This is a genomic window from Bacillus sp. X1(2014) (genome assembly GCF_007678255.1).
In genome coordinates, this window is the sequence record NZ_VEED01000002.1 from 223,435 (window position 1) to 237,362 (window position 13,928).

Here is a 13,928-nt window from a genome sequence, read left to right on the forward strand (position 1 = left end):
TAAGTTCCCCCTTTAAATCAGAAATATCTTTAATAATTATTAGATTGATAGTGTTTCGTTTTGGTTTACAAGCGCATTTTTATTATATTTTGCACGCTTTAAATATTGGCCGGAACCTGGTTTACCAACAAACTGCTTGTCACGGACAACAAATTCCCCACGTGACAACACGGATACTGGCTCTCCGGTGATCTTCATTCCTTCAAATGCGTTATAATCCACAGCCATATGGTGGGTCTCAGCAGAAATGACTCGTTCAATATTCGGATCAAAAATCACAAGGTCTGCATCTGCACCAACAGCGATTGTCCCTTTTTTCGGGAATAGACCAAATAGCTTTGCGCTCCTTGTTGAGGTAACATCGACAAATTGATTTAAACTAATACGGCCTTTTTTCACCCCTTCAGAGAATAGAACCGAAAAACGATCCTCAATAATTGGGCCTCCATTCGGAATTTTAGTAAAATCATCCCTTCCTAAATCCTTCTGCCCTTTAAAATCAAAGGAGCATTGATCGGAGCCGATAGTTTGCAGTTGACCGCTCTTCAAAGCATTCCATAAAACATCTTGATTCCACTTTTCTCGAAGCGGCGGTGACCATACATATTTTGCCCCTTCGAAATTCGGTTTCTCTAAGTAGCTTTGATCAAGGACTAAATATTGCGGGCACGTTTCCCCCCAAACATCAAAGCCCTTACTGCGTGCTTTAGCAATTTGTTCTACTGCATCCGCACAGGAGACATGGACCACATATAACTGTGAATTAGCAAGCCCTGTGAAATTCGCCGCACGTCCAGTCGCTTCTCCCTCTAATTCAGGAGGTCTTGTTAATGCATGGTAAATAGGAGCTGTATTTCCTTCGTCGAGGGCTTTCTTTGTTAAGTAATCAATAACATCGCCGTTTTCTGCATGGACCATTACCAATGCACCATGTTCTTTTGCGGAAATTAAGGTCTTAAACAATGTTTCATCATCCGCTTGAAATACATTTTTGTATGCCATAAATACTTTAAAAGAGGTAATACCTTCTTCATTTATAACCTGTGGAAGTTCACCCAGGACATCTTCATTGATTTCTGAGATCATTAAATGGAACCCATAATCAATGACCGCTTTCTCTTTCGATTTATCATGCCAGGTTTGAATAGAATTTTTCAGGGGCTCACCCTTGTTGGTTAAGCAAAAATCAATAACCGTTGTCGTACCCCCGAAGGCAGCAGCAATCGTGCCTGATTCAAAATCATCCTTTGTTACCGTTCCTCCAAAAGGCATGTCGAGGTGAGTATGTGGATCAATCCCTCCTGGAAAAACAAAACAGCCTTTTGCGTCGATGACTTCCGCTCCGATCGCTGTTAAATTTGAGCCTATTTGTGTGATCTTACCATCCTCAATTAATATTTCTCCTTGATACGTGTCAGCGGCAGTAACAATCGTGCCATTTTTGATTATTTTTTTCATTAAATTTCCTCCTCGGTATCATTTACTTCGTAATATCTGCTTTACATTCAACCACGCCGCTTAAGGCTGCTTGGCGTTCATTCCAGGTCATTGGTTCTAATTCCCTCGTGGCTTCCACCATGTCAATGGCTCCATCGACTGGACAAACAATCGAACATAAATTACAGCCGACACAATCTTCTTCACGCACCTTGAGGTAACTCTTCCCATTTACGTCCGTCAACATATCGATACATTGATGCGAAGTATCCTCGCAAGCAATATGGCACTTGTTGCAATTAATACAAACATCCGTATTAATTTTTGCAACGATATTGTAATTTAAATCCAAATTACCCCAATCTGAGTATCTAGGAACAGATTTCCCGAAAATTTCAGATACCGAAGCAATTCCTTTGCTATCGAGGTAATTGCTAAGACCTTCAATCATGTCCTCGACAATGCGGAAACCATGGTGCATAGCAGCTGTACAAACTTGAATACCTGTTGCACCCATCAACATAAATTCAACGGCATCCTTCCAGTTGGAAATCCCGCCTATCCCTGAAATTGGGACGTTAATACGTGGATGTCTTGCGCATTCTGCAACCATATTTAAGGCAATCGGCTTTACTGCAGGTCCACAATATCCGCCGTGTGCTCCTTTTCCGGCTACATGGGGAATGGTATTCCATGAATCAAGATCGACCCCCATCAAGCTATTAATCGTATTGATCATGGAAATCGCATCAGCACCACCATTGCAGGCAGCTTCGGCCGTCGCCGTAATATCGGTAATGTTTGGTGTTAATTTTACAATAACAGGTGTTTTAGCTACTTCCTTCGCCCAATAGGTCTGCCGTTCAACCAGGGCTGGTACCTGACCGGAAGCAGAACCCATGCCACGCTCAGCCATCCCGTGGGGACACCCGAAATTCAACTCAAGTCCATCCACACCGACATCCTCAACACGTTTAACAATTTCATGCCACTTTTCTTGCTTCGGTTCCACCATGAGCGAAGCAATGATGGCATGGTTTGGAAAACGCTTCTTAGTTTCATAGATTTCTTTTAAATTAACATCTAATGGTCTGTCAGTTATAAGTTCAATATTATTGAAACCCGCCACTCTTTGTCCGTTAAAACTTACAGCGGCAAATCTTGATGATACATTCAGAATCGGATCGCCCAGTGTTTTCCAAACGGCCCCACCCCATCCTGCTTCAAAGGCTCTCTGTACTTGATAGCCAGAGTTGGTCGGCGGTGCTGACGCCAGCCAAAATGGGTTAGGAGATTTAATCCCTGCAAGATCGATACGTAAATCAGCCATCTATTTTTCTCCCCTCTATTTTCATTTGAGATATTAGTTTGCCGTCCCGACGAAGGAAGATTGCTTATGAATCGCATAAGCCACATCTTTCCCTTGTTGCGCAGCTGTAACAACCATGGCGTCTCCATTTCCTTTTCCAAACACAACATCCCCGCAGGCAAATACTTTTGGGTTGGAAGTTTGTAAGGTCTCAGTGTTGACCTTCACAACCCCTCCATTATGCTCTATGCCGAACTCTTCAATCACTTTGAGGTGTCGGGTCTGACCAATCGCTTTCACCACGGCATCGACCGGAAGGACATGCTCTGATCCTTCAATAACTGTTGGACGTCGTCGACCATCTTTTTCAGGCTCGCCAAGTTCCATTTTGATACACTCAATGCCAGTCACCTTACCAGTTTCATCACCAATAATCCGTTTTGGAGCTGTCAGCCATCGGAATTCTACACCGTCCTGTTTGGCAAATTCATATTCAAAATCATAGGCGGTCATTTCTTCTTCCGTTCTTCGATATAAGATTTTGACGTTTTCTGCTCCTAAGCGGACAGAACAGGTCGCCCCATCAATCGCAGTATTTCCGGCCCCAATGACAACAACGCGCTTTCCAACAAAATCTTGAGATAACTGACCGCTTTTGGTTGCTTTAACAAATTCAATCGCATCATAAACACCCGCAAGGTTTTCACCTTCCACACCAAGGTTTGGTACATGTGCCATACCTACTGCCAGGATGATATAATCGAAATTTTCAGTGATTTCTTCTACAGATATATCCTTACCGACCAACGTGTTAGTTCTAATATCGACATTCAATTTCTCAACCTGTTCAACTTCCCAGAAAGAAATTCTTTGCGGTAACCGGAAAGAAACTATTCCGTACGTATTTAAACCGCCCGCTTTCTCGGAACCTTCAAAGATCGTAACCTCGTATCCTAACCTTGCCAGCTCTCTTGCTGCGGATAGACCAGCCGGCCCCCCGCCGATGACAGCCACTGTCCTTCCGTTAGATTGACATGGTTGAAAAAGTGTCTGATTATTTACCATTGCCCAATCAGTAGCATATCTTTGTAAATTACCAATCATAATTGGTTTAGTAGAGTGATTTAGGACACATGCCCCTTCACATAATTCTTCAGTAGGACATACCCGCGAACAACTTGCACCGACAGGATTGGATGACATGATTGTTCTGGCAGATCCTAATAAGTTTCCTGAAGCAATTTTTTTAATAAAAGTAGGAATATCAATACCTGTTGGACATGCTTTAATACACGGGGCATCATAGCAATAGAGGCAGCGATTAGATTCTTCAACAGCCTCTCGGTTTGTCAGCCCACTTTCCACTTCTAGAAAGTTCTTTTCAAGATTAGATAGGGAAATACGCTGCATTTTATCATTCGCCAATAGAGAAACCTCCTTCATTTTTATATCGATTTTTCAAAACTTTTGAAGGCAGAAAGTTGTCCTGTTTTTTACTGGAACCAAAATGTAAGCGCTTTAATAATTGGATACTACCAAAAAGGGACCAACTCCTTTTGTGCATATATGTATTTTGCAGAAAATTCTGCATCTTATTTTAATTTTACAGACTGCTAATAGGCATTTCACCTGACAATCTGTAAAATGATGCATGCAATAAATTGACCATTATGTAAAAAGTAAGATGTCTTTTAAGAATGTAGAATCAGAGAGGGAGCATTGATGTATGTTAGCATTAAAAGGGAATAATAGATAAAGTATTATCAGAGGGCAAGCTTTTTTTGGATTCTTTCCTGAATACTTTTTCAATTTAACATAATGATACCAAAAAAATTGTAATAATCTATCGAATTGTCAATTTTTCTTACATACTTTATTTGGTGGCTCTGGAGGGTTTTATCACCTGAATTTTACTTGTTTAATTAGACTTCTTTTCACTTGAAAAAACAAAATCCTAAATACAGCACGTGTAAAAATTTCTCGACATTTTCTACTATTTTTGCATTTCAGGTCTCCCCAAAAAAAGTGTACCCACCGTAATGGAGGTACACTTAAAACTATCTAAATCAGAAAATATTTAGCTAACTCGACCACCATTGCCCCCATTCTTTCCTTTTCAGGAACCACAATTCTTTCAATTCCCTCATCTTTTAAAGCTGCTTCGGTTACTTTTCCAACTGCTCCAGCAACGACCTTTTTATTGAAAGCGGTCACGATATCTGCATAGGTGTTATTTTCTCTTGCATATTCAAAAAGCGAGTGCACCTGTGTAGCAGTGGTAAAACAAACCGCGTGACATTTATCGAACTGCAGCTCATGTATTAACCGATCTACTATCTCAGTATCAGGTGCAATATGCTGATATGGAAGGATTTTTTTTACAGTTGCCCCACGCTCTTCTAAGAATGTTGTTAATGCAGGTGCTGTTTCACCATGGAGTTGAACCATAACTCTCGTTCCAGAGAAATCAACATTTTCGAGTGCAAGTGCTAATCCTTTCGTTGTTCCATCCACATCAACCACATGTGGTTTCAGATCACATTTTTTCAAAGCAGACAGTGTTTTGTATCCTCTCGAGGCGATCTTGGCTCCACGAATATTCTTTAAAAATAAATCACTTAATCCAAGTTTTGCTGCTAAATCCATAAGTGACTCAAAGCCGATCCCAGTGGTGAAAATGACCCAATCAGCCCCATTTTCTACGAATTCAAGTATATCTGGTTCTACTTCTTTCTCGGCTAAAAACACTGTCCCTTGAAGGGGTCGAATGAGAGGAACGCCTCCCTGTTTTTCAATTAGTGTACTTATTTCTTCTATCTTTCGCGAACCACAGATAACGACTTGTTTTCCAGTCAAACCCTTTTCCATCTTACTTACCTCTCAGACTAAATAATAATATTTTTTTCTTTTGCGATTTGTTCGATCTTATGCGAAGGATAAATATTCATCCCACTTTTACCAAATTTCCCTACTACAGCCATTGCCATTGCAACGTTTTTAGCTTCAATGGCTTTATAAGGTCGTAATGGACCAACCATGAGTACATTGATAATAGCACTTGTTTTTGCGGCAATTTTTTCCCCGAAGCGAAATTCTTTTCTGTCCCCTAATAAAAGTGATGGCCTAAAAATATGTACAGATGGTAAACTTAAATTATCTAAAGATTCTTCCACTTCACCCTTTACTCGATTATAAAAAATACTTGATTTAGCATTTGATCCCATTGCGGTAATAATTAGAAATTTCTCTACCTCACTTCTTTTCGCTATTTTAGCTGCCTCGACTGGATATTCATAATCTACTTTTCGAAAAGCTTCCTTGCTTTTTGCTTTTTTAATTGTCGTTCCTAAACAGCAAAAAACGTCCGTAACCTGAAATAATTCTATGTATGTATCAAGTTTCTCAAAATCAACAACATGCACTTCACATGAGGGATCATGACGTGCAATTGGTCTTCGTACTAACAAATGGATTTTTTCATAATTTTGTTGTTGGATGAGGATTTTTACCAATTCATTACCTACTAGTCCCGTAGCACCTAGTATTAGAGCTGTTTTTCTATTATTTTCCATATTTTTTCTCCTTTTGATCCAACCAACTTCTTTATTAAGATTATTACACAATCTTTAAGAATAATGAAGAATATTAATCCTCATAAGTAAATTTATGGGTGCTTATTAAGTGTAGAAAACTGATATTCATTTTTTGAAATAATAGATGGTTTTTTGTTCAATTATTTTCAGATTGGACATACTTATGAATGTGAATTTTTAATAAAGGAGGAACATTTATGACAAACGATTTTCAATTTAGTAATTTTATTAATGAGGTTTCACTGCAAACAAAAATGGAAAATGTGTGGAGTAATACATGTGGGTCATGGCAGAATTGCAATGAAGACACCATCCAATCTTTCTTAGCTCAGTGCCTTGATTATAATATTGATCCACAATACTGCATGAGTTGGGTCGAGCAGCATAAGGATATAATACCCGATTGGACAAATGTATCGGAAACCTCGTTAGGATGGATAAACGCACATACTTCAACAGGTTCGGCAATCTCAATTTCAGAGGAGGATTTTAGTTGAATTTTTTGGGAGGGCTACAAATCCCTCCCTTTTCATTTTAGACGTTAAAATCATCTTTTGTAATCTTTTCATTTACCGTAAAGAGGATAATTACACTCCTTTGGGTAATGAAAGACCTTTTTATTTACCGTATAGAGATATTTATCTCCCCATGGACAATGAAAGACCTTTTCATTTACCGTATAGTGAATTGTTATCTCCTCACGGCAATGAAAAACCTTTTCATTTACCGTATAGTGAATTGTTTACTCCCCACGGGCAATGAACGACCTTTTCATTTACCGTATTGTGAATTTTTTACTCCCCATGGGCAATGAAAGACCTTTTCATTTACCGTATTGTGAATTGTTATCTCCTTACGGGCAATGAAAGACCTTTTCATTTACCCTAAGCATTACAATTTACTCATTCCATTCTATGGATTAACTCTACTAATCTTTCTAAACCAACAATGAGTCTTGGCGAGGGTCTGCAGTAGAGCTCTTCTTCAAGAATTAGAATTCGATCATCACTTTCATATCCTAGTTTTTCAAATCCATCCCGCTTCTTAACAAGGCTTTTGTGGATTTTTTCTTTTCTCACTCCTACCCAAGCAAGACAAATGAAATCGGGTTTACGGCTTAATACATCCTCCCATTCCGTTTGAACGCTTGCTAAATCCACATCCTGAAAGATATTCACTGCCCCAGCAGCCTCAGAAATCTCCGTAAGCCAGTTTATTTTTCCTGGTGTAAAAATTGGCTTTGGCCACCATTCCCAGTACAAATTTGGCTTGTAATAGTGATTTGCACCTTTCTGTCTAACTTTTTCAAGGCGAAAACGAAATTGCTTGACCGCCTCTACTCCACGTTTATGCTCTCCGAGTGCTTCAGCCGTTATTATTAAATCATTTTCAATGTCTGTTAGTGATTGCGGATTTAACACAAGGTGTGGAATTCCTCGTACCTGTAAAGCTTCCACATTTTTCTCCATCCCGGGAACACTTAAAGATGCAAGGACCAAATCTGGCTGTAATTCTTCAACCAAATCCATATTAATTGACAAATCGGGACCTAATTTAGGCAGACTCTTAATTGAAGCTGGCCAATCGGAAAAGTCGTCGACTCCTACCAATAAGTGTGTTAAACCGAGATATTCAATAATTTCCGTATTACTCGGGCATAAGGAAATGACTCGCATCTTATAACCTCTCTCCTCCCTATTTAGCGATAAATCATAAAACGCATGGATATCAATTCCTATCCATACGTCTTTGACCAAATTTATTTCCGTTCCCCTTCGACCGCTTCCACCAACTGAAATAAAAAGCGATATATGAGTTGAAACGCCTCACCTATGGTTAACTCTTCCTTGTATCCTTCGACATAATTTAAGGCGAAATTCAAATTCCATAAGCCATCATCTTGACTAAACATTAAATCAAATTTGGCTTCATCCCCGTTTAGGAGGCTATTCAAATTTTCCTTTAATGTTTTTTCAAACTTCTTTTGCAGCTTTAAACCTAACATGACATCATAGGTCCCAAACACATCATCTGCTTCTAAAGAAACAGCTTCGACACTAATTAAATCAAACCAATTTGATTCAACATAAATAAACTCATTTTTATGCTTTTTTAAGTAATTAAGAGGCTCATTTAAGAATGCTGATGATTCATTCTTCAGCATGTTTTCAGTTTCTTTATCACATCGCTCTATGTAGGCATCAGCGAACCGAATACTCGCATCCTGCTCGGAAAATTGTAGATCACCAGCTAGTTGGTTTTTTTCAGCATACTCCTTTTCTTCTTTGAAAAGTGTGATCACCCCTGTCTTTTGATTGGATTGCTTTTCATCTATGTATTGTTGGATATGGTCTTTTATCATCAAAAATGCTCCTCCTTATTTTCACAGTTGCTTGTATTCCTTATTCTACTATAAAACGAAAGGAAACAAAAAAATAGAGGTGACTTTATAGTCACCCCCATCATTTAAGTTTAATTCTCCGCTAATTTCGCATTCACCTTATGTGTAGAAGGCTTTACATCTCCTGGATCTTCCGCTTGCTTCGCCCGTTTAATAAATAACGCAAGCACCAAGGCAAGACCGGCGATAAAGACGGTTACATAGAATGCATCATTAATACCTTCTAACATGGCTTTCATTTGAATATCATGCTGCATTTTTAATTGCATCGCTTCCGTTATTTTTACTGACGGATTTGCTGGTACAGCCTTTTTAGCAGCTGCAATCAATTCAGTTGCATGTGTTTTCGCGCGGTTTGTCATCACTGTGACCAACAATGCCGTACCAATCGCACCTGATACCTGCGACATCGTATTGTTCATTGCTGTACCGTGTGGATAAAAGCGTGCAGGTAATTGGTTCAAGCCGTTAGTCGTAACAGGCATATTCACCATGGACATCCCGAACATTCGTATTGTATATAAAATAATTAAATGAGTATAAGTTGTTTCAAGTGTCAATTTACTAAACATATAACTAGTAACCACTGTAATCCCTAAACCAATAATGGCTAATGTACGTCCGCCAAATTTATCGAATAATTTCCCTGTGATTGGCATCATAATTGCCATTGAAATGGCACCTGGCAGTAACAATAAGCCAGCATCTAAAGGAGAAATCCCTCGAATCGTTTGGACATAAATTGGCAAGAGGATCATACCTGAGAACATCGCCATCGTAACAATCATAGAAATAGCAGATGATAAAGCAAACATTGGGTATTTGTAAATCCGGAAGTTAAGCAGTGGTCGTTCTTGACTTAATTGTCGAAGGATAAATATTACTAAACAAATAACCCCGATTGCGAGGGTACCGTAGACCTCAGGACTATCCCATCCTTTTGTACCTGCTTTACTAAAACCATAAAGGATTCCACCGAATCCAACACTTGATAACACCACAGATAGGAAATCCAAGCGGATATCGACTTTCTCCTTCTTATCTTTAAGTAAGAAAACGCCAAGTAAAACAACGATAATCGCAATTGGTGTGACAAAATGGAAAAGCATTCTCCAGTCATAGTGTTCAATAATCCAGCCCGATAAAGTCGGTCCAATCGCTGGGGCAAACATTAACACTAAACCAAAAACCCCCATCGCCATTCCACGTTTTTCAACTGGAAAACTGGTTAACATAACGTTCATTAACAATGGCATCATAATCGCAGAACCTGAGGCTTGAACCATCCGGCCCGTTAATAACAATGGAAAGGCATGTGCAAATCCTGCTAAAATGGTTCCTATCGTAAACAAAATCATTGCAGCTAAGAATAACTGCCGAACAGAAAACTTTTGTATTAAATACGCTGATAAAGGAATAAGAATTCCGTTCACTAACATAAATCCAGTTGTCAGCCATTGGACTGTAGCTGCTTCAATCTCTAAATCCTTCATGATTGACGGCAATGCTATATTAAGTAATGTGTTATTTAAGAAAGCAATAAAAGCTCCAACCATTAAGACGGCAAGGATTCCGTATGGTGGTTTGCTAGTCTTTTTTATCGTTTCACCCATTAAATTTCCCCCTATAATAATTGTTCAAATTTTTATACCCCTGTTTCACACTTACATAATAATATACGCTCAGTTCAACTTTTGCAATTAAAAAAACCTGAAAAATTATGGGTTTGTAATCATGCATTAAATAATGTACTATATTTTTATACTAATAGTACAAATTGAAATAAGTGGTGATTTTATGAATGACCGAAAACTGCATGTAGTAAATATGGCTCATCAATTATTCATCGAAAAAGGATTTCAAGCAACGTCTATCCAGGATATTTTAGACTATAGCGGGATTTCTAAAGGAACATTTTATAATTATTTTTCATCTAAAAGTGAATTATTAATCGCAATATATAAAACAATTTATAAGAAACTAGAAAAGGACCGAAACGACTTATTAATCGGTCAAAACCCTTCTAGTATTGAGATTTTCATTAAGCAAGTGGAATTACAAATGATTTCTAATAGGAAAAATAAATTACTTGCCCTATACGAGGAAGTATTAGCATCTAATGACGCAGATCTCAAACAGTATATCCAACGGGCCCGTTTAAATTCGCTTCGTTGGTATTACAATCGATTTGTCGACATCTTCGGTGAAGACAAAAAACCATTCCTCTTGGACTGTGCGATTATGTTTCAAGGGATAATACAATATAATATTCAATACAATCGAATGGCCCATGAATCGGGTGAAAAAGTAAGCAGTGTGGTCCGCTACTGTGTAGCGCGAATGGTAAAAATGGTTGATGAAGTTGCTGAATCAGGGGAGCAATTAATCGAACCTAAAACTCTAGAAAAATGGGTCCCCGACTGTCCAAAAAACAATCATGAGATTTTAACCCAGTTGGTAAAATTAGCCTTAATATTGAGGGCGTCAATAGCGAAGAGTATTAAAGATTTAAATGAACAAAACAAATACCATGAACTGTTAGATTTTATACAAGAAGAAATCATCCATACAAGATCCCCAAGAAAGTTTCTTATTCAAAGTGCCCTTTTATCTTTAAAGCAAAATCCTGCTTCACTTTGGAAAAAGGAACTAGGGCAGCTTGATGAACTAATTGAAGCTTTTTATAGTTCTATGGAGTCGGAAGACGCAAACCCCTAATCTAAGGATTAGGGGTTTGTGTATGTATAGCTTTTATCATTTGAAAAGCGTTGTTGAATTTCCCAAATAAAATAATTCCTTGAATATTGCTTTACCACTACGATTGCATCTTCACCATTTTTTGTAAATATAAGTCCTGAACCCATCTTTTCTTGAAACTTCCAACCTTTTAATTTCATGTATTTTTTTACAACATTATAATTGCTATTTCCATTACTTTGCGATAAATATTTGCTTCGTTTCTCTGTTTTTGAGAAAAGTTCAAATTCAGAATCAGAAAAGTGAAGCTTTATTGCAGAAATCATTAATGGTATGGGATTCCCTTCCTGAAAAATCGCAGAACCAAAACTGCTGACAACTAGACCACATCCTATGACCGAAACGATCACTAAGGTAACGGCTATTTTTCTAATCCGCTCCACCCGTTCGCCTCCTTATATATCTCCTTATATAATTTGACGAAGGATGGGTAATTTTGGTTTCGGATAGAAATATTACATTTTCATTAAAATGGTTTTTGGAAAGGACAGCTTTTAATAAAATTCCCGATAAATAAAGTACTTTTTTAAAGGGAAAGGTGTATGAATAAGGGTATCATAACAGACATAATCAACGCGGAGGTAATCATCGCAATGCTCCCCATGACCCCTTCTAATTCTCCCCATTCAAATGCACGATTAGCGCCAATTGCTTGAGCAGATGTTCCTAATGCTAACCCCTTTGCAATTCTACTTCTAATCCGAGTTAAATTTAAAAGAAATGGACCAATCATTAATGAAAAAACCGCAGATATACAGACAAATAAAATTGTCAGAGACGGAATCCCTCCTAATGACTGGGATACAGACAGAGCAATTGGAGCTGTGACCGATTTTGGAATAAGCGACAACATAATTTCTCTATTCATGTGCAAATACTTCGTCAACAAGATAATTGATATTACACCTGTTAATGTGCCTGGCATGACCGCCCAGAAAATAATCAGGAAATTTTTCTTAATAATTCTCACATGCTTATATAAGGGAACAGCGAGTGACACGGTGGCAGTTCCTAATAAAAGTGAGAATAATCCTGTTCCAGATGAATATTGAGTCACTTGGACATGAGAAAGCGTCAATAAACACATGATGAACACTGTTACCGTATATAACGGATTTAACCATGACTTTTTATAAGTTTTAAATACCTTATTCCCTGCTGCATAACTTATAACAGTAATGCCGGTACATAACAATATATTAGAGATCATTGTTCCCATTTTGTTTCCTCCATTTCCTTTTCGTTTCTAAATAATCAGCTATAAAAGCTGTCACAAGAAGAACAACCAGGCTGCTTGCTGCTAGGATGATGGCTAATTTGATCCCTTCTACTCTAAAAATTCCTGCAAAATGCCAAACACCGACTATAAATGGAATAAATAAAAGAGTTATATGTTTAATATGCAAATGGGCAGCTGCTTCGACCCATTTGAGCTTACAAACACCTGACAGTAATGCGATAAATAAGAGAACCATGCCAACAATACTTCCTGGGACAGGAAGATCCAACCAAGTAACGAGCCTCGTTCCAATTAAATAAATCACTAAAATTGTGAGAAACTGAGCAATATTACGAACCATTCGGCTCACCCCCCGGTTTTAAATCTAATCACCCATTTTTTTATAAATGGGGTCATAATAAATTTCTCTAACGTCAGTATTGCACACCATTTTGAGTTTTTCTGTATATGTGGAATGTTTTCTAACATAAATTCTATAAAAGCGATTTAATAAATGTTAGAAAAACTCACTTTTTTTTCGTGTTAACTATGATAAATCAAAAAAACCGATTCCCCGTAGTAGGAATCGGCTAAAAACTACATATTTGAATACCTATTTAAGAAACGATTTAGGCATGACAACAGCGACAACCTCTCCACGAGCACAGAGAATATCGTTCGCATAAACTTCTGTCTCAACCTTAAACTTTTTAGGGTGTATTTCATGTACGCTGCCAATTGCTTTTAGAGGTATACCATGTGGAGTGGGCTTGAGAAAGTTCACATTTAATGAAGCCGTTACGAACCTTGGGGGCTCCGTACCATCACCAGCTTCATGTCCATTTTTTCGATGAAGCGCCAATGAAGCAGATCCTGTTCCATGACAATCTATTAATGAGGCAACAATGCCGCCATAAACAAAACCTGGAAGTGCCAGATGCTCTGCTTCTGGTGTGAAAATTGTTACTGTCCGCTCACCCTGCCAGCCAGTCCGAAAATGATGTCCCCCTTCGTTCAATCGACCACAGCCATAACACCAGGCAAAATCATCTGCATACTCGTCTTGTATTGCATTTACTACCTCATCTTCCATTAAACTTCTCCCCCTTAACCGAAAACGCTTTCATTAACATAATATCACTGAAAAAATTCTCAGGTCAATCAATTAACTAAATATTTGAAATATGAACTTTTTTCACATGGTGCCTGACA

The 13,928-nt window shown here is 38.2% G+C and carries 14 protein-coding genes; 2 read left to right on the top strand and 12 right to left on the bottom strand.

The genetic code is table 11. The annotated features are described in order from the left end of the window. Positions 1-39 precede the first annotated feature (39 nt). The 5 genes from hydA to FS608_RS05080 form a co-directional block, all read right to left on the bottom strand. The gene (gene hydA, locus FS608_RS05060; RefSeq protein WP_144548178.1) at positions 40-1,458 is read right to left on the bottom strand and encodes a dihydropyrimidinase; all 1,419 of its coding nucleotides are present in this window, start codon (positions 1,456-1,458) and stop codon (positions 40-42) included. Between the two features lie 22 nt (positions 1,459-1,480). Next, positions 1,481-2,767, bottom strand: coding sequence for an NAD-dependent dihydropyrimidine dehydrogenase subunit PreA (preA, locus tag FS608_RS05065; RefSeq protein WP_144548179.1), 1,287 nt, complete (start codon positions 2,765-2,767; stop codon positions 1,481-1,483). A gap of 33 nt (positions 2,768-2,800) precedes the next feature. After that, a complete protein-coding gene (locus FS608_RS05070; RefSeq protein ID WP_144548609.1) occupies positions 2,801-4,156 on the bottom strand; it encodes an NAD(P)-dependent oxidoreductase in 1,356 nt (451 codons plus the stop codon). Between the two features lie 651 nt (positions 4,157-4,807). Further along, entirely contained in the window at positions 4,808-5,614 is an 807-nt protein-coding gene (locus FS608_RS05075) for a uroporphyrinogen-III synthase (RefSeq protein ID WP_144548180.1), read from the bottom strand. A gap of 17 nt (positions 5,615-5,631) precedes the next feature. Beyond that, positions 5,632-6,318, bottom strand: a complete 687-nt coding sequence (locus FS608_RS05080) for an oxidoreductase (protein WP_144548181.1) — start codon at positions 6,316-6,318, stop codon at positions 5,632-5,634. A gap of 218 nt (positions 6,319-6,536) precedes the next feature. On the opposite strand from FS608_RS05080, the gene FS608_RS05085 reads away from it, so the two are divergent. Then, positions 6,537-6,836, top strand: coding sequence for a hypothetical protein (locus FS608_RS05085; protein ID WP_144548182.1), 300 nt, complete (start codon positions 6,537-6,539; stop codon positions 6,834-6,836). Positions 6,837-7,241: 405 nt separating this feature from the next. Here FS608_RS05085 and FS608_RS05090 read toward each other — a convergent pair whose 3' ends face one another. The 3 genes from FS608_RS05090 to FS608_RS05100 all read right to left on the bottom strand — a co-directional run bounded on the left by FS608_RS05090 (position 7,242) and on the right by FS608_RS05100 (position 10,353). Further along, the gene (locus tag FS608_RS05090; protein WP_144548610.1) at positions 7,242-8,015 is read right to left on the bottom strand and encodes a cobalamin-binding protein; all 774 of its coding nucleotides are present in this window, start codon (positions 8,013-8,015) and stop codon (positions 7,242-7,244) included. Positions 8,016-8,098: 83 nt separating this feature from the next. Further along, positions 8,099-8,701 carry a branched-chain amino acid aminotransferase gene (locus tag FS608_RS05095; protein WP_144548611.1) on the bottom strand — a complete coding sequence of 201 codons (603 nt, stop codon included), beginning with the start codon at positions 8,699-8,701 and terminating at the stop codon, positions 8,099-8,101. A 110-nt stretch (positions 8,702-8,811) separates the two neighbouring features. Beyond that, on the bottom strand, positions 8,812-10,353 hold the full coding sequence (locus tag FS608_RS05100) for a DHA2 family efflux MFS transporter permease subunit (RefSeq protein ID WP_144548183.1): 1,542 nt from the start codon (positions 10,351-10,353) through the stop codon (positions 8,812-8,814). Positions 10,354-10,537: 184 nt separating this feature from the next. On the opposite strand from FS608_RS05100, the gene FS608_RS05105 reads away from it, so the two are divergent. Beyond that, positions 10,538-11,458, top strand: coding sequence for a TetR/AcrR family transcriptional regulator (locus FS608_RS05105; RefSeq protein WP_144548184.1), 921 nt, complete (start codon positions 10,538-10,540; stop codon positions 11,456-11,458). 8 nt (positions 11,459-11,466) lie between these two features. Here FS608_RS05105 and FS608_RS05110 read toward each other — a convergent pair whose 3' ends face one another. From FS608_RS05110 to FS608_RS05125, 4 genes are all read right to left on the bottom strand, one after another. Next, positions 11,467-11,880 carry a hypothetical protein gene (locus tag FS608_RS05110; protein ID WP_144548185.1) on the bottom strand — a complete coding sequence of 138 codons (414 nt, stop codon included), beginning with the start codon at positions 11,878-11,880 and terminating at the stop codon, positions 11,467-11,469. Positions 11,881-12,023: 143 nt separating this feature from the next. Then, the gene (locus FS608_RS05115; RefSeq protein WP_144548186.1) at positions 12,024-12,716 is read right to left on the bottom strand and encodes an LrgB family protein; all 693 of its coding nucleotides are present in this window, start codon (positions 12,714-12,716) and stop codon (positions 12,024-12,026) included. Next, positions 12,697-13,077 (bottom strand): CidA/LrgA family protein, encoded by a 381-nt coding sequence (locus FS608_RS05120; RefSeq protein ID WP_144548187.1) that lies wholly within the window; start codon positions 13,075-13,077, stop codon positions 12,697-12,699. Before FS608_RS05120 ends, FS608_RS05115 begins: the two co-directional genes overlap by 20 nt. A gap of 252 nt (positions 13,078-13,329) precedes the next feature. After that, positions 13,330-13,809, bottom strand: a complete 480-nt coding sequence (locus FS608_RS05125) for a PaaI family thioesterase (protein WP_144548188.1) — start codon at positions 13,807-13,809, stop codon at positions 13,330-13,332. Positions 13,810-13,928 lie beyond the last annotated feature (119 nt).